Genomic DNA, 16840 nt, shown 5'->3' on the forward strand with positions numbered 1-16840 from the left:
GTTTACCCCTCAGCGGCGATCCGGAAGCCATTTTCCAGATCGGCAATCAAATCTTCACTATCTTCAATACCGGTTGAAATGCGCAGCAGCGTCTCACCGATCCCGGCGGCGGCGCGTGCTTCCGGCGCCATGCCCGCGTGGGTCATGGTCGCGGCGTGGGAGATTAAACTCTCAACCCCGCCTAACGATTCCGCCAGTGTAAACAGAGACAGTCCGCTCAGGAAACGACGCAGCGTCTGCTCATCGCCAGCCAGTTCAAAACTCAACATCGCGCCAAAGCCCTTTTGCTGACGCGCCGCAATCTCATGCCCCTGGTTATCCGGCAGAGAGGGATGGTACAGCTTTTTCACCAGCGGCTGAGTCTGCAAAAAGTCGACAATCGCCTGCGCGTTACGCTGCGCCACTTCCATGCGCGGCGACAGGGTGCGCAGCCCGCGCAGCAGCAAATAGCTGTCGAAGGCGCTGCCGGTGACGCCAATATTATTCGCCCACCATGCCAGTTCGGTGACGGTCGCCTCATCCTTCGCAATCACCACACCGGCTACCACATCGGAGTGCCCGTTGAGGTATTTGGTGCAGGAGTGCAGCACCAGATCCGCCCCCAGCGCCAGCGGGTTTTGCAATGCCGGGCTCAGGAAGGTGTTATCCACCACGCTTACCGCACCCGCTTCCCGCGCAAGCCCACAGATTTTCGCAATATCTACGACGCGCAACAATGGGTTACTTGGAGTTTCTACCAGCACCAGCTTCGGTTTTTCCGCCAGCGCCGCTCTCAGCGCCTGCTCATCGCCCTGATCGACAAACTTCACGCGGTAGCAGCCGCGTTTCGCCAGGCTATCAAACAGACGATAGCTGCCGCCGTAACAGTCGTGCGGCGCCACCAGCAGATCGCCAGGCTTAAGGAACACCGTGGTCACCAGGTGAATTGCCGACATGCCGGTATTGGTCATCACCGCGCCCGCACCGCCCTCCAGCTCCGCCAGCGCGCGCTGCACTACATCACGCGTAGGATTACCGCGACGCGAGTAGTCATGGGCGCGAGGTTCGTTAAAACCGGTGAAGTTATAGGTACTGGAGAGGTGAATCGGGGGGACAACGCAACCGTACTGTTCGTCATCGTTCAATCCGCTACGCACTGCGATGGTGGCCTGTTTACGCGTCATGGTGAAGGCTTCCTGGCTTAATGGATGAAAAGTCAGGTCACAGAGTAAACACTGGAATAATAGACGTCAATACATCTGGACATCTAAACTTCTTTGCGTATAGATTGAGCAATCGCATAATAGCCGTTAAAATTATATGCTTTCGTACGATATTGCAGAGCGATACACGGTGTCACCCCGATGACTCTACGGTAAACTACGCGCAATTACGGCCCGGCGCGACCGGGTATAGATCAATGACTGAGAGGATTAAAGGTATCTCATGGCTGAATGGAGCGGCGAATATATCAGCCCATACGCTGAGCACGGCAAGAAGAGTGAGCAAGTAAAAAAAATTACGGTGTCCATTCCTCTTAAGGTGTTAAAAATCCTCACCGATGAACGTACCCGTCGTCAGGTGAATAACCTGCGCCACGCCACCAACAGCGAACTGCTGTGCGAGGCGTTTTTACATGCGTTCACCGGCCAGCCTTTGCCGAATGATGAAGACCTGCGCAAGGAGCGCAGCGATGAGATCCCGGAAGAGGCGAAAGTGATTATGCGTGAAATGGGTATCGACCCGGATACGTGGGAATACTGATCGCAATAAAAAGGGCGGAAATCATATTCCGCCCTTTTTGATTTATCGCACCTGCTTATCAGAAACGCGTCACTTCCGGATGCACTTCTGCCAGTGAGAGCAGGTAAGACATAAATACGTTTTTCATTGATGTCAGCATACAAATGATCCTTTTACGCTCAAATAGTGTGAGGAGATGTATGGCGACAGGGTATGCCTGTTTTTTGACCAGAGCAATATTTTTGTGAAGCTCATCACAAAAATACTCCCCCTGAGGCAAACCGCAGAGACAAAAAAAGCGCCTTTCGGCGCTTTTTTCTTTGGCAACTTACTTGCTGCCCGGGATGCTGAAGCGTTTGTTGAAACGGTCAACACGGCCACCAGTTGCAACATCACGCTGCTTACCGGTGAAGAACGGGTGGCATTTACCACACACGTCCAGGTTCAGATCGTGACCCAGAGTAGAGTGGGTTTCGATCACGTTACCGCAAGAACAGGTTGCAGTAATCGCTACGTAATTCGGGTGAATACCTTTTTTCATGGGGAAACCTCAGTTTAAGGCCGCGTCGCTCTTCCAGCCCTAACGCCAGACACCACGCGAGTTGATATGTAAGTGAATCTCTGACGCCGCAATGAGCATCAAAGGCGGCGAATCATACAGAAATTAACCGGCGTATGCAAACTGATCCGCTCGACCGTCTTAACAATGTGTATACTAACCCGCCACTTTTCAAGTCAGGATGATGAAATGCCCGTCGCCCACGTTGCGCTCTCTGTACCGCTGCCCCGCACTTTCGATTACCTGCTGCCGGAGGGAACCCCCGCCAGCGCCGGTTTTCGCGTGCGCGTGCCGTTCGGTAACCAGACCCGCGTCGGGATTGTGGTGGCGGTCAGCGACAAAAGCGAGCTGCCGCTGGCGGAGCTGAAAAGCGTCGAAGAGGTGCTCGACAGCGAGCCCGCGTTCTCAACGCCCGTCTGGCGAATGCTGCTCTGGGCGGCTGACTATTATCATCATCCAATTGGCGATGTGTTATTCAATGCCCTGCCCGTTCTGCTGCGCCAGACCAAACCGGCCAGCGCCGAGTTTCAGGGCTACTGGTTCGCCACCGAACAGGGGCAGGCAACCGACATCAACCGCATCAAGTCGCCAAAACAGCAGCAGGCGTTATCGGCGCTGCGCAAAGGCAAAGTGTGGCAGCATCAGCTAGCGGCGTTAGATCTGAAAAGCGTGACCCTGCAAGCGCTGCGCGCAAAAGGGCTGGTGGAGATGAACAGCGAAGCGCCGACGTTTACGGACTGGCGCAGCACCTTTTCCGTCAGCGGCGATCGTCTGCGGCTCAATACCGAACAGGCCACCGCCGTCGGCGCGATCCACAGCGCAGCAGATCGCTTCTCTGCCTGGCTGCTGGCGGGCGTCACCGGCTCCGGCAAAACGGAAGTCTATCTGAGCGTGCTGGAAAATGTGCTCGAACAGGGCAAACAGGCGCTGGTGATGGTGCCGGAAATTGGCCTGACGCCACAAACCATCGCCCGTTTTCGCGAGCGGTTTAATGCTCCCGTTGAAGTGCTGCACTCTGGCCTTAACGACAGCGAACGCCTGACCACCTGGCAGAAAGCAAAGAGCGGTGAAGCGGCGATTGTCATCGGCACGCGCTCCTCGCTCTTCACTCCTTTTAAGAATCTTGGCGTCATAGTTATTGATGAGGAGCACGACAGCTCCTATAAACAGCAGGAGGGGTGGCGTTACCATGCGCGCGATCTGGCTGTTTACCGTGCGCATAGCGAGCAAATCCCGATAATCCTCGGTTCGGCGACGCCGGCGCTGGAGACGCTGCACAACGTGCGGGCGCGGAAATACCATATTCTGCGTTTAACCCGCCGCGCAGGCAACGCACGTCCGGCGATGCAGCACGTGCTGGATATGAAAGCCCAGCCGCTGCAGGCGGGGCTGGCCCCTGCCTTAATCAACCGCTTGCGCCATCATCTGCAAGCGGGCAACCAGGCGATCCTTTTCCTTAACCGGCGCGGCTTCGCCCCGGCGCTGCTCTGCCATGATTGCGGCTGGATCGCCGAGTGCGCGCGCTGCGATCACTACTACACCTTCCACCAGGCGCAGCAGCATCTGCGTTGCCACCACTGCGACAGCCAGCGCCCGGTGCCGCGCCAGTGTCCGTCGTGCGGCTCCACCCACCTGCTGCCGGTTGGACTTGGTACCGAGCAGCTGGAGCAGGCACTGGCCCCGCTGTTTCCTGGCGTACCGATTTCGCGCATCGACCGCGACACCACCAGCCGCAAGGGCGCGCTGGAGCAGCATCTTGCCGAAGTGCATCGCGGCGGTGCGCGCATTCTGATTGGCACCCAGATGCTCGCCAAAGGGCATCACTTTCCGGATGTTACGCTGGTGGCGCTGCTCGACGTCGACGGCGCGCTCTTTTCCGCCGACTTCCGCGCCGCAGAGCGCTTTGCTCAGCTCTACACCCAGGTTTCAGGCCGCGCCGGACGCGCTGGCAAACAGGGCGAAGTGGTGCTGCAAACGCACCACCCGGAACACCCGCTGCTGCAAACGCTGCTGCATAAAGGCTACGACACCTTTGCCGAGCAGGCGCTGGCCGAGCGCCAGACACTGCAACTCCCGCCGTGGACCAGCCATGTGCTGATCCGCGCGGAAGATCAGAACAACCAGCACGCCCCCCTCTTCCTGCAACAGCTGAAAAACCTGCTGCAGGCGAGCCCGCTGGCAGATAACCAACTCTGGATCCTCGGCCCGGTCCCGGCGCTGGCGGCCAAGCGCGCCGGGCGCTACCGCTGGCAAATCCTGTTACAACACTCCTCCCGCATTCGCCTGCAACACATTGTGCATGGCGCGCTGGCGCTGATTAACACCCTGCCCGATGCCCGACGCGTAAAATGGGTACTGGATGTCGATCCGATCGAGAGCTAATGCTGCGAGCCAGCGCGTAAAATAGAATGCCCGTCACACTTTTTGTGAAATTTCTGTAACCGATGCGCTTAACTATCTGATAAAAATGTGACTACGCCTGCGCCGTGCATGCGAGGAGAACAAGGTGAAACCGAAAAATCAGGTTGCGGCAGCAACCATGAAAGATGTTGCCATGAAAGCAAAGGTTTCTACGGCAACCGTATCCCGTGCATTAATGAACCCGGAAAAAGTGTCACAGGCGACCCGCAACCGGGTTGAGCAGGCCGCCATGGAAGTGGGCTATCTGCCGCAGTCGATGGGCCGCAATGTGAAGCGCAATGAGTCCCGTACCCTGCTGGTGATTGTGCCGGATATCTGCGATCCCTTCTTCAGTGAGATTATCCGCGGCATCGAAGTGACCGCTGCGGAGCATGGCTACCTGGTACTGATTGGCGACTGCGCCCATCAAAATCAGCAGGAAAAGACCTTTATCGATCTGATCATCACCAAGCAAATTGATGGCATGCTGCTGCTCGGTTCACGTCTGCCGTTTGACGCCAGCATTGAAGAGCAGCGCAATTTACCGCCGATGGTGATGGCTAATGAGTTCGCGCCGGAGCTGGAGCTGCCGACGGTGCACATCGACAACCTGACGGCGGCCTTTAATGCCGTCTCTTATCTGCAGGAGCAGGGGCATCAGCTGATTGGCTGTATCGCCGGCCCGGAAGAGATGCCGCTCTGCCACTACCGTTTACAGGGTTACGTGCAGGCGTTGCGCCGCGCGGGTGCGACGGTGGATAAGGAGTATATTACGCGCGGTGATTTTACCTTCGAAGCCGGAGCGCAGGCGCTGGAGCAGCTTCTCTCCCTGCCGAAACCGCCGACTGCTCTCTTCTGCCATAGCGATGTGATGGCGCTCGGCGCACTGTCGCAGGCAAAACGCCGGGGCCTGAAGGTGCCGGAGGATCTGTCGATTATCGGCTTTGATAACATCTCGCTGGCAGAGTATTGCGACCCGCCGCTCACCACCGTTGCGCAGCCGCGCTACGACATTGGGCGCGAAGCAATGCTGCTTCTGCTGGAGCAGTTGCAGGGCCACACGGTGAGCAGCGGCTCGCGACTATTAGATTGTGAATTAATCCTGCGTGGCTCAACGCGCGCGCTAACGTAAAGGCGGGGGCTTTCGGACGCCCTCTTCTGGTCAAAACCCCGTCGCTTAAGTAACATGGCGGGCTGTTAAACGAATATGAATACAGCGAAACGATAGTGGCCCAACGAGATTATGTACGCCGCAGCCAGTCGACTCCTGCGCGGCGAAAGAAGAGCACCTCAAAGAAAAAGCAGCGCAGCGCGCCTGCGGTCTCGCCAGCAATGGTCGCGATAGCGGCCGCCGTGCTGGTCGCCTTTATCGGTGGTTTGTACTTTATTACGCATCATAAGAAAGAAGAGTCAGAATCCCTGCAGAACCAGAAAGTGACCGGTAACGGCTTGCCGCCGAAGCCGGAAGAGCGCTGGCGCTATATTAAAGAGCTGGAGAGCCGCCAGCCTGGCGTACGCGCGCCGACCGAGCCGACAGCCGGGGGCGAAGTGCAAAAACCGGAGCAGTTAACCGATGAGCAGCGCCAGCTGTTAGCCCAGATGCAGGCAGATATGCGCCAGACGCCGACGCAGCTCAATGAGGTGCCGTGGAACGAGCAGACGCCGGAGCAGCGCCAGCAAACGTTGCAGCGTCAGCGCCAGGTTCAGCAGATGCAGCAGCAGTCTCAGTGGACACAAAGCCAGCCGGTTCAGCAACCGCGTACGCAGCCGCGCACCGTGGAACAGCAGCCTGCACGCGTCGCCACGCCGCCACGCCAGACGCAGCAAGCGCAGCAGAAACCGGCCACCAATTCGCAGCCCTATCAGGATCTGCTGCAAACACCGCCGCACAGCAACGCCGCGCAGCCGAAAACGCAGCAGGCCGCGCCGGTAACGCGCGAAGCGGAAACGGCGAAGGCGCAGCCGACAGAGAAAAAAGATGAGCGTCGCTGGCTGATCCAGTGCGGCTCGTTCAAAGGCCAGGAGCAGGCGGAAACCGTCCGCGCGCAGCTGGCGTTTGAGGGCTTTGACTCACGCATCACCAGCAATAATGGCTGGAATCGCGTTGTGATGGGTCCGCTGAAAGGTAAAGAGAGCGCCGAAGCCACCCTCGGCAAGCTGAAACTGGCCGGTCACGCAAACTGCATTCGACTTTCCGCCGGGGGTTGAAACCCCCAAAATCTCCCCCATCTATAAATGCATTCTGCCCCGTACGCTGTGCGGGGCGCTGTATGTGCTTTTGTAACCAAGGGGTCTGCTCGTGACAACAATCGTAAGCGTACGCCGTAACGGCCATGTCGTTATCGCCGGTGATGGCCAGGCCACACTGGGCAACACCGTGATGAAGGGCAACGTTAAAAAAGTTCGCCGTCTCTATAACGACAAAGTCATTGCAGGCTTTGCGGGCGGCACAGCGGATGCCTTCACGCTGTTTGAGCTGTTTGAACGCAAACTGGAAATGCACCAGGGTCATCTGGTGAAAGCCGCCGTCGAGCTGGCAAAGGACTGGCGTACCGATCGTATGCTGCGCAAGCTGGAAGCGCTGTTAGCGGTCGCCGACGAAACCGCGTCGCTGATCATCACCGGTAACGGCGATGTGATTCAGCCGGAAAATGACCTGATTGCCATTGGCTCCGGCGGACCATACGCCCAGGCCGCTGCCCGCGCACTGCTGGAGAACACCGAGCTTGGCGCGCGCGACATTGCTGAGAAGGCGTTGGGGATCGCAGGCGATATCTGCATCTACACCAACCACTTCCATACCATCGAAGAATTACCCGCTCAAGCGTAAGGATCTCCCATGTCTGAAATGACCCCACGCGAAATCGTCAGCGAACTGAATAAACACATCATCGGCCAGGACGCGGCAAAGCGCTCTGTGGCGATTGCTCTGCGTAACCGCTGGCGCCGTATGCAGCTCGATGAAGAGCTGCGTCACGAAGTGACCCCGAAAAATATTCTGATGATCGGCCCGACCGGCGTCGGTAAAACCGAAATCGCCCGTCGTCTGGCAAAGCTCGCCAATGCGCCGTTTATCAAAGTGGAAGCGACCAAGTTCACCGAAGTGGGCTATGTCGGGAAAGAAGTGGATTCGATTATCCGCGATCTGACCGATGCCGCCGTGAAAATGGTGCGCAGCCAGTCAATTGACAGGAACCGCTACCGCGCCGAAGAGATGGCGGAAGAGCGCATCCTTGATGTGCTGATCCCGCCGGCGAAAAACAACTGGGGCCAGCCGGAACAGGCGGCAGAACCCTCTGCGGCGCGCCAATCCTTCCGTAAAAAACTGCGCGAAGGCCAGCTGGATGACAAAGAGATTGAGATCGATCTCGCCGCTGCGCCAATGGGCGTCGAAATCATGGCCCCTCCGGGCATGGAAGAGATGACCAACCAGTTGCAGTCGATGTTCCAGAACCTCGGCGGGCAGAAACAGAAGCCGCGTAAACTGAAAATCAAAGACGCGATGAAGCTGCTGATCGAAGAGGAAGCGGCGAAACTGGTTAACCCGGAAGAGCTGAAAGAGGAAGCGATCGAAGCCGTTGAGCAGCACGGGATCGTCTTTATCGATGAGATCGACAAAATCTGTAAGCGCGGCGGTAACACCTCCGGCCCGGACGTCTCTCGCGAAGGCGTACAGCGCGACCTGCTGCCGCTGGTTGAGGGCTGCACCGTGTCGACTAAACATGGGATGGTGAAAACTGACCATATCCTGTTTATCGCGTCCGGCGCGTTCCAGGTTGCCAGCCCGTCCGATCTGATCCCGGAACTGCAGGGCCGTCTGCCGATCCGCGTTGAGCTGCAGGCGCTGACTGCGGAAGACTTTGAGCGCATCCTCACCGAGCCTAACGCCTCTGTGACCGTGCAGTACAAAGCGCTGATGGCCACCGAAGGGGTGAATATCGAATTTACCGACGACGGCATTAAGCGTATCGCGCAGGCCGCATGGCAGGTGAACGAAAGCACCGAGAACATCGGCGCGCGCCGTTTGCACACCGTACTGGAGCGTTTGATGGAGGATATCTCCTATGACGCCAGCGATCTGGGCGGCGAAACCATTACCATTGATGCAGACTATGTGAGTAAACACCTTGATGCTTTAGTGGCGGATGAAGATCTGAGCCGTTTTATCTTATAATCGCGCTCATACTCTTTTCATCACACTCGATGGGGGCTTATGCCCCCATTTTTATTGGCCGGACTTATGAACGATACGCACTCTCTGAGCCTTACCCAGGCATGGCTGGAAAGCCTGCGACCGAAAACGTTGCCGCTGGCCTTTGCCGCTATCGTGGTGGGAACCGTGCTTGCCTGGTGGCAGGGCTACTTCGATCCGCTGGTGGCGGCGCTGGCGCTGATCACCGCCGGTTTGCTGCAAATCCTCTCTAACCTCGCGAATGATTACGGCGATGCCATTAAAGGCAGCGATAAGCCGGATCGCATTGGCCCCCTGCGCGGGATGCAAAAAGGGGCGATCTCCCTTGGGCAGATGAAGCGCGCGCTGCTTATCGTGATTGTGCTGAGCTGTATTTCCGGGCTCGGGTTGGTGAGCGCAGCGACCCAGACGATGGCCGATTTTGTCGGCTTCCTCGCACTCGGTGGCCTGTCGATTATCGCCGCCATTACCTACACCGTCGGCAAGCGGCCGTATGGTTATCAGGGGCTGGGCGATATTTCGGTGCTCACCTTCTTCGGCTGGATAAGCGTGATGGGAAGCTGGTATTTGCAGGCGCATACGCTGATTCCGGCGATCTTCCTGCCCGCCACCGCCTGCGGTTTGCTGGCGACGGCGGTGCTGAACATCAATAACCTGCGCGATATCGATAGCGATCGCGAGAACGGCAAACATACGCTGGTGGTGCGCTTAGGCCCGGTGAATGCCCGCCGTTATCACGCCGGTTTGCTGGCGGGCGCGCTGCTCTGCTTTGCGCTCTTCAACCTGATTTCGCTCCATAGCCTCTGGGGCTGGCTGTTTTTACTTGCCGCGCCGCTGCTGTTTAAACAGGCGCGTTATGTGCTGCGCGAGCGCGATCCGCGCGCGATGCCGCCGATGCTCGAGCGCACCGTGAAAGGCGCGCTGCTGACTAATCTCCTGTTTGTACTGGGGATTATTTTGAGTAAGACGCTCGCCTGAGTGCCAAAAAACAATTAAAAATTGATGCTTTTGCCAACAGCGCGCGATGCGCGATATACTTACGGCTCTCGCAGCAACTGAACGTAAATCCTATGAAATACGATACTTCTGAGCTTTGTGACATCTACCAGGAAGAGGTCAACGTCGTCGAACCGCTGTTCTCCAACTTTGGCGGTCGCTCCTCTTTCGGCGGGCAAATCATCACGGTGAAATGTTTCGAGGATAACGGGTTGCTTTACGATCTGCTCGAACAGAATGGCCGTGGTCGCGTGCTGGTCGTCGACGGCGGCGGTTCTGTACGCCGGGCGTTAGTCGACGCCGATCTCGCGCGTCTGGCGGCGCAAAACGAGTGGGAAGGGATGGTGGTCTACGGCGCGGTGCGCCAGGTGGACGATCTGGAAGAGCTGGATATCGGCATCCAGGCGATGGCCGCGATCCCGGTTGGCGCAGCGGGCGAAGGCATTGGCGAAAGCGATATCCGCGTCAACTTCGGCGGCGTGACCTTCTTCTCTGGCGACCATCTTTATGCCGATAACACCGGCATTATTCTCGCCGAAGATCCTCTCGATATCGAATAAACGAAAGGGCACCTGAGGGTGCCCTTTTTTGTCGCTGCCGAATGGAATGGCGCTTAACTATTTTGCTTAATACGCGAAAGATTTCGTGTTGTGGCAAGGCGGCAAGCAAGTGAATCCCCGGGAGCACAGATAACTATGTGACCGGGGTTAGCGCGCGCAGCCAAGGCCGCTACGGCACGAAAGATAAAGCGTAATTACACTTCTTCCATGCGGCCCAGCAGCGCCTGCAGACGCTCCTGCCAGCCGTGCTGCTGCTCGCGCAGCTGTTGGTTTTCGCGCTCCAGCTCTTCACGGCTCTGGTGTGCAGAGTGAACGTCCTGCGACAGGCTGTTGTTCTTCTCTTTCAGTTCTTCGATTTCCATCTGCAGCAGGGTGATGGTATCAATCGCCTGCTGTACTTTTGCTTCCAGTTTCTCAAACACTTCTAATGACATAGTCATACTTCTCCTGAGTGGCAAGGCGTTGATGGACTTACACCTCATTATTCGCCAGGCAAATAGGTTACCCCTCTGCCCGCTAAATTATGCGTGTCTTTAAGCGTCCTCGTCCCGCAGAGCGGCGACGCCTTAATACAATGAGCGGATTTCGCTTGTTACCGATTGTATGAATCGCGCCAGCCCCTGTCCAGCGTGGAGCGGCGCTGTTTGCGCTTTGCAACACTTTTCGTCCTCATCCTGGTGCAATCCGCTTCGCTACCCCGTAATTGTTAATGCCCGGGTTACAAAAATGATTCAGCTCTCATTTCGTATTGGTGCAAAAACGCGCGACACCGCTCGTAAACGCTCATTTTATTGACGCAGTACACACATTTCGATTTCGATATTTCTCGTTTTTGCTCGTTAACGATAAATTAACACTATGTCTACACGACATCATGGGGGTGCTGTTTCCCTCATGCCTACAATAACCATTAAACTTCTGCAGGATCCGATTATGAGTCAGACACCAACCGTAAAAGGCCAGTGCATTGCCGAGTTTCTCGGTACCGGGTTGTTGATTTTCTTCGGCGTGGGATGTGTTGCAGCGTTAAAAGTGGCGGGTGCCACCTTTGGCCAGTGGGAGATCAGTATCATCTGGGGTCTGGGCGTGGCGATGGCCATCTACCTGACCGCAGGGGTTTCCGGCGCGCATCTTAATCCGGCTGTAACCATTGCACTTTGGCTCTTCGCGAGCTTTGACGGACGCAAAGTTGTTCCTTTTATTTTTTCTCAATTTGCCGGCGCGTTTTGCGCGGCTGCACTTGTTTACGGGCTTTACTACAATCTTTTCCTCGACTTCGAACAGACGCACAATATGGTACGCGGCAGCGTCGAAAGTCTTGATCTGGCTGGTATCTTTTCAACCTACCCCAACCCGCACATCAATTTTGTGCAGGCCTTCGCTGTTGAGATGGTAATTACCGCTATTCTGATGGGCGTGATTATGGCGCTGGGCGATGATGGCAACGGCGTGCCGCGCGGCCCAATGGCTCCGCTGCTGATCGGTCTGCTGATCGCCGTCATTGGTGCTTCAATGGGTCCGCTCACCGGCTTTGCCATGAACCCGGCGCGTGACCTTGGACCGAAGACCTTCGCCTGGCTCGCTGGCTGGGGTAACGTCGCCTTTACCGGCGGCAAAGATATTCCCTACTTCCTCGTGCCGCTGTTTGGGCCGATTGTAGGCGCGGCGCTTGGCGCGTTCAGCTATCGCAAACTGATTGCCCGCCATCTGCCGTCTGGAACCAGTGAGGCTGCGAAAGAGAAAGGCACCGCCTCCACCACGGCTCAACAAAAAGCTTCGCTGTAATGTGACTACGGGATCATAACCATGACTGACAAAAAATATATCGTTGCGCTCGACCAGGGCACTACCAGCTCCCGCGCCGTTGTGATGGACCACGATGCCAACATCATTAGCGTTTCACAGCGCGAATTTGAACAAATCTACCCGAAGCCAGGCTGGGTTGAGCATGACCCGATGGAAATTTGGGCGTCACAAAGCTCCACGCTGGTCGAAGTGCTGGCAAAAGCGGATATCAACTCCGACGAGATTGCCGCCATCGGCATCACTAACCAGCGCGAAACCGCGATTGTCTGGGAGCGTGAAACCGGCAAACCGATTCATAACGCCATCGTCTGGCAGTGCCGCCGCACCTCTGAGATCTGCGAAAAGCTCAAACGCGACGGCATGGAAGATTACATCCGTAGCACCACCGGGCTGGTGATCGACCCCTACTTCTCCGGCACCAAAGTGAAGTGGATCCTCGACCACGTTGAAGGTTCGCGCGAGCGTGCTAAACGCGGCGAACTGCTGTTCGGCACCGTCGATACCTGGCTTATCTGGAAAATGACCCAGGGGCGCGTACACGTCACCGACTACACCAACGCCTCACGCACCATGTTGTTCAACATCCACACGCTGGAGTGGGACGACAAAATGCTGGAAGTGCTGGATATCCCGCGCGCAATGCTGCCGCAGGTGCGTAAATCCTCCGAGGTGTACGGCCAGACCAACATCGGCGGTAAAGGCGGCACGCGTATTCCTATCGCCGGTATTGCGGGCGACCAGCAGGCGGCGCTGTTTGGCCAGCTCTGCGTGAAAGAGGGGATGGCGAAAAACACCTACGGCACTGGCTGCTTTATGCTGATGAACACCGGCGAGCAGGCAGTGAAATCCGATCATGGCCTGCTGACCACCATCGCCTGCGGCCCGAAAGGCGAAGTGAACTATGCGCTGGAAGGCGCGGTGTTTATGGCTGGCGCCTCCATTCAGTGGCTGCGCGATGAGATGAAGCTGATTAACGACGCGTTCGACTCTGAGTACTTCGCGACTAAAGTGAAGGACACCAACGGCGTCTACGTTGTTCCGGCCTTCACCGGCCTGGGCGCGCCGTACTGGGACCCGTATGCACGCGGCTCCATCTTCGGCCTGACCCGCGGCGTTAACGCGAACCACATCATTCGTGCGACGCTGGAGTCGATTGCCTTCCAGACCCGCGACGTGCTGGAAGCGATGCAGGCAGACTCCGGCATTCGCCTGCACGCGCTGCGTGTCGATGGCGGCGCGGTGGCGAATAACTTCCTGATGCAATTCCAGTCGGACATTCTCGGCACGCGCGTTGAGCGTCCGGAAGTGCGTGAAGTGACCGCGCTGGGTGCCGCTTACCTGGCGGGTCTGGCGGTCGGTTTCTGGCAGAACCTGGATGAGTTGCAGGAGAAAGCCGTGATCGAGCGCGAATTCCGTCCGGGTATCGAAACGACCGAGCGTAACTTCCGCTACAGCGGCTGGAAAAAAGCCGTTAAACGCGCGATGGCGTGGGAAGAACACGAAGAGTAACCGCTCCACTTATGCCCTCTCCCTGCCGGGAGGGGGCATCTGCCTCACCCCCCTCCTCTTTTCACTGTGTTAAACTTCGCGCAATTTCTTTCAAAACTGAGTGTGTGATGAAACGAGAACTTGCCATCGAATTCTCCCGTGTTACCGAAGCTGCGGCGCTGGCTGGCTATAAATGGCTGGGGCGCGGCGATAAAAACACGGCGGACGGCGCAGCGGTACACGCTATGCGCATTATGCTCAACCAGGTCAACATTGACGGCACGATTGTCATCGGCGAAGGGGAGATCGACGAAGCGCCGATGCTCTTTATCGGTGAGAAAGTGGGCACCGGCAAAGGCGATGCGGTGGATATTGCCGTCGATCCGATTGAAGGGACACGCATGACGGCGATGGGCCAGGCCAACGCGCTGGCGGTGCTGGCGGTTGGTGATAAAGGCTGCTTCCTCAACGCGCCGGACATGTATATGGAAAAGCTGATCGTCGGCCCCGGTGCCAGAGGCGCTATCGATCTCAACCTACCCTTAGCCGATAACCTGCGCAATATCGCCACCGCACTCGGCAAACCGCTCAGCGAGCTGACGGTCACCATTCTTGCCAAGCCGCGCCATGATGCGACCATCGCCGAGTTACAGGCGCTGGGCGTGCGCGTGTTTGCCATTCCTGACGGCGACGTCGCCGCCTCGATCCTCACCTGCATGCCCGACAGTGAAGTGGATGTGCTCTACGGGATTGGCGGCGCGCCGGAAGGCGTGGTGTCGGCGGCGGTGATCCGCGCCCTGGATGGCGATATGCAGGGCCGCCTGCTGGCGCGTCACCAGGTGAAAGGCGACAGCGAAGAGAACCGCCGTATCGGCGAGCAGGAGCTGAAACGCTGCCGCGGCATGGGCATTGAAGCGGGCAATGTGCTGCGCCTCGATGAGATGGCGCGCAGCGATAATGTCATCTTCTCTGCCACCGGCATCACCAAGGGCGATCTGCTGGACGGCATTACGCGCAAAGGCAATATGGCGACCACCGAGACGCTGCTGATCCGCGGTAAATCGCGCACCATTCGCCGGATTAAATCGATCCATTATCTGGATCGTAAAGACCCGGACGTACAACGGCATATACTGTAAGTCTATTTGTTCAATTGAGCTTTCCGGCCCGCGCGGGCTGGAAATCTCAGGCGACAACCACCAGGATAAGGCAACGTTACAGAACAGGAGAGAACCATGGCGGATTGGGTAACAGGAAAAGTCACAAAGGTGGAATTCTGGACCGATGCACTCTTCAGCCTCACCGTACATGCCCCCGTTCAACCCTTCACTGCCGGACAGTTCGCCAAGCTTGGGCTGGAGATTGACGGCGAGCGCGTGCAGCGCGCTTACTCCTACGTCAACGCGCCGAGCAATCCCGATCTCGAGTTCTATCTCGTCACCGTTCCGGAAGGCAAACTGAGCCCGCGCCTGGCCGCCCTGCAACCGGGCGATGAGTTGTTAATTGTCAGCGAAGCCGCCGGCTTTTTCGTGCTGGAAGAGGTGCCGGAGTGCGAAACACTCTGGATGCTGGCGACCGGCACGGCCATCGGGCCTTATCTGTCGATGCTGCAGGAGGGGAAAGATCTTGAACGGTTCAAAAATATCGTCCTGCTGCACGCGGTGCGCTACGGTGCGGACTTAAGCTACCTGCCGCTGATGCTGGAGCTGCAAAAGCGCTATGAAGGGAAGCTGCGCATTCAGACGGTGGTCAGCCGCGAGACGCTCTCCGGCTCTCTAACCGGGCGCGTGCCGGCGCTGATTGAGAGTGGCGCCCTTGAAGAAGCCGTCGGTTTGCCACTGACCGCCGAGACCAGCCATGTGATGCTGTGCGGCAATCCGCAGATGGTGCGCGACACCACACAGTTGCTGAAAGATACCCGGCAGATGGCCAAACATCTGCGCCGCCGTCCTGGGCATATCACCGCTGAGCACTACTGGTAATCAGCGGAACTTCACCTCGAGTGTCTCGCTGCCAAAACGGTTTTTGCCCTGGGTGCCGAGCATCGCGCCCAGGTCGATCATCATTACCACGATAATCGCCACCGGGATCAGGCGTCCCACCGCCCACGCCAGCGTGCCGTCGAGGATCGCCCAGTTACCTGACAACAGCATCCACGCCAGCACCATCAGCAGCGCCCAGCCGCCGTGACGACCGCGATCGTGCAGCCGTTTGACCATCACGCAGGTGGTCGGCCAAATCAGGCAGACGAGAATAAACGCCGCCGTCTGAAAATCGAGCATGCCGCCATTCGCCAGCACAAACAGCAGGGTCATGCTCACCACCCACAGCACCATCCAGATCCAGAAATCGCGGCGTCCAATGCGCCCCTTAAACGAAAACAACCACTGCTGTATGCCCATGTAAGGTTCCTTATTATCGTAATAGCGGCTAGTGTACCCTGGCGGCGGGAGTTTTTGACAAGGCCGCCCAATCTCGTTTTAATCGTCAGCACACTCTACAGAGGGCGATGTGAATGAAAGCACGGCGTTACCACTTTTGGCTGCTCTTTTCCGCGCTGGCGTTCTGCGCGCCGGGTTGGGCAGAAGAGGCGCCAGCCGCCGTCACCGCACCCTATTTACTGCCGGGCGCCCCCACCTTTGATGAATCGATCAGCCAGTTCCGGGAGAAGTTCAATACCGACAATCCCACCCTTGCGCTGAACGAGTTCCGCGCTGTTGATAGCCGCAGCGATCGCGCCAACCTGACGCGCGCGGCTACGCGCATCAACGATTATCTCTATGCCTCCACGGCGCTTGAGCGCGGCACGTTAAAGATCAAATCGATGCAGATCACCTGGCTGCCGGTGCAGGGGCCGGAGCAGAAAACGACGAAAGCGAAGGCGCAGGAGTATATGAGCGCCTTTATCCGCGCCTTCTCTCCGACCATGACCGCGGCGCAAAGCATGCAAAAAGTACAAAAACTGCTCACCAACGGCAAAAACAAGGTCTACTACGCTGAGACGGAAGGCGCGGTGCGCTATGTGGTGGCAGACAACGGCGAAAAGGGGCTAACCTTCGCGGTTGAACCGATTAAGCTGACGCTATCTGAACCTCTTGAAGGGAACAATAAATGACA

17 protein-coding genes are annotated in these 16840 nt (G+C 57.5%); 13 read left to right on the forward strand and 4 right to left on the reverse strand.

All coding sequences use genetic code 11. The annotated features are described in order from the left end of the window. Nucleotides 1-2: 2 nt before the first annotated feature. The gene (gene metB / locus ABIC80_RS22175; RefSeq protein ID WP_094422562.1) at nt 3-1163 is read right to left on the reverse strand and encodes a cystathionine gamma-synthase; all 1161 of its coding nucleotides are present in this window, start codon (nt 1161-1163) and stop codon (nt 3-5) included. Nucleotides 1164-1425: 262 nt separating this feature from the next. On the opposite strand from metB, the gene metJ reads away from it, so the two are divergent. Next, nucleotides 1426-1743, forward strand: a complete 318-nt coding sequence (metJ, locus tag ABIC80_RS22180; RefSeq protein ID WP_023479337.1) for a met regulon transcriptional regulator MetJ — start codon at nt 1426-1428, stop codon at nt 1741-1743. A gap of 307 nt (nt 1744-2050) precedes the next feature. Here metJ and rpmE read toward each other — a convergent pair whose 3' ends face one another. After that, nucleotides 2051-2263: a 50S ribosomal protein L31 gene (rpmE, locus tag ABIC80_RS22185; RefSeq protein ID WP_023479344.1), complete on the reverse strand. Its 213-nt coding sequence runs from the start codon at nt 2261-2263 to the stop codon at nt 2051-2053. Nucleotides 2264-2470: 207 nt separating this feature from the next. On the opposite strand from rpmE, the gene priA reads away from it, so the two are divergent. The 7 genes from priA (at nt 2471) to rraA (ending at nt 10429) form a co-directional block, all read left to right on the forward strand. Then, nucleotides 2471-4663, forward strand: coding sequence for a primosomal protein N' (gene priA / locus ABIC80_RS22190; RefSeq protein WP_429178589.1), 2193 nt, complete (start codon nt 2471-2473; stop codon nt 4661-4663). A 124-nt stretch (nt 4664-4787) separates the two neighbouring features. Continuing rightward, nucleotides 4788-5813, forward strand: coding sequence for a DNA-binding transcriptional regulator CytR (gene cytR / locus ABIC80_RS22195; RefSeq protein WP_042717055.1), 1026 nt, complete (start codon nt 4788-4790; stop codon nt 5811-5813). Between the two features lie 95 nt (nt 5814-5908). After that, nucleotides 5909-6889, forward strand: coding sequence for a cell division protein FtsN (gene ftsN / locus ABIC80_RS22200; protein ID WP_429178590.1), 981 nt, complete (start codon nt 5909-5911; stop codon nt 6887-6889). 91 nt (nt 6890-6980) lie between these two features. Then, nucleotides 6981-7511 (forward strand): ATP-dependent protease subunit HslV, encoded by a 531-nt coding sequence (hslV, locus tag ABIC80_RS22205; protein WP_023479345.1) that lies wholly within the window; start codon nt 6981-6983, stop codon nt 7509-7511. Between the two features lie 9 nt (nt 7512-7520). Continuing rightward, the gene (gene hslU, locus ABIC80_RS22210; protein ID WP_023479328.1) at nt 7521-8855 is read left to right on the forward strand and encodes an HslU--HslV peptidase ATPase subunit; all 1335 of its coding nucleotides are present in this window, start codon (nt 7521-7523) and stop codon (nt 8853-8855) included. A 66-nt stretch (nt 8856-8921) separates the two neighbouring features. Continuing rightward, the gene (menA, locus tag ABIC80_RS22215) at nt 8922-9851 is read left to right on the forward strand and encodes a 1,4-dihydroxy-2-naphthoate polyprenyltransferase (RefSeq protein ID WP_312605135.1); all 930 of its coding nucleotides are present in this window, start codon (nt 8922-8924) and stop codon (nt 9849-9851) included. Nucleotides 9852-9943: 92 nt separating this feature from the next. Further along, the gene (gene rraA, locus ABIC80_RS22220) at nt 9944-10429 is read left to right on the forward strand and encodes a ribonuclease E activity regulator RraA (protein WP_023479360.1); all 486 of its coding nucleotides are present in this window, start codon (nt 9944-9946) and stop codon (nt 10427-10429) included. Between the two features lie 194 nt (nt 10430-10623). Here the strand turns inward: rraA and zapB are convergent, their stop codons facing one another. Next, nucleotides 10624-10869: a septal ring assembly protein ZapB gene (zapB, locus tag ABIC80_RS22225; protein WP_023479321.1), complete on the reverse strand. Its 246-nt coding sequence runs from the start codon at nt 10867-10869 to the stop codon at nt 10624-10626. 493 nt (nt 10870-11362) lie between these two features. Here zapB and ABIC80_RS22230 point away from each other — a divergent pair, with 493 nt between their 5' ends. The 4 genes from ABIC80_RS22230 to fpr all read left to right on the forward strand — a co-directional run bounded on the left by ABIC80_RS22230 (nt 11363) and on the right by fpr (nt 15705). After that, nucleotides 11363-12214, forward strand: a complete 852-nt coding sequence (locus ABIC80_RS22230; RefSeq protein ID WP_023479322.1) for an MIP/aquaporin family protein — start codon at nt 11363-11365, stop codon at nt 12212-12214. 21 nt (nt 12215-12235) lie between these two features. Beyond that, the gene (gene glpK, locus ABIC80_RS22235) at nt 12236-13744 is read left to right on the forward strand and encodes a glycerol kinase GlpK (protein ID WP_076768846.1); all 1509 of its coding nucleotides are present in this window, start codon (nt 12236-12238) and stop codon (nt 13742-13744) included. A 107-nt stretch (nt 13745-13851) separates the two neighbouring features. Then, a complete protein-coding gene (gene glpX / locus ABIC80_RS22240) occupies nt 13852-14862 on the forward strand; it encodes a class II fructose-bisphosphatase (protein WP_429178591.1) in 1011 nt (336 codons plus the stop codon). 96 nt (nt 14863-14958) lie between these two features. Then, nucleotides 14959-15705: a ferredoxin--NADP(+) reductase gene (gene fpr / locus ABIC80_RS22245; RefSeq protein ID WP_042717039.1), complete on the forward strand. Its 747-nt coding sequence runs from the start codon at nt 14959-14961 to the stop codon at nt 15703-15705. On the opposite strand, the gene ABIC80_RS22250 is transcribed toward fpr, so the two are convergent. Next, nucleotides 15706-16125, reverse strand: a complete 420-nt coding sequence (locus tag ABIC80_RS22250; protein ID WP_429178593.1) for a DUF805 domain-containing protein — start codon at nt 16123-16125, stop codon at nt 15706-15708. Nucleotides 16126-16238: 113 nt separating this feature from the next. Here ABIC80_RS22250 and ABIC80_RS22255 point away from each other — a divergent pair, with 113 nt between their 5' ends. Continuing rightward, nucleotides 16239-16838 carry a YiiQ family protein gene (locus ABIC80_RS22255; protein WP_429178595.1) on the forward strand — a complete coding sequence of 200 codons (600 nt, stop codon included), beginning with the start codon at nt 16239-16241 and terminating at the stop codon, nt 16836-16838. The last annotated feature ends 2 nt before the right edge of the window (nt 16839-16840 follow it).

The sequence above is a fragment of the Kosakonia sp. 1610 genome (genome assembly GCF_050435845.1).
Taxonomy (GTDB): Bacteria; Pseudomonadota; Gammaproteobacteria; order Enterobacterales; family Enterobacteriaceae; genus Kosakonia; species Kosakonia cowanii.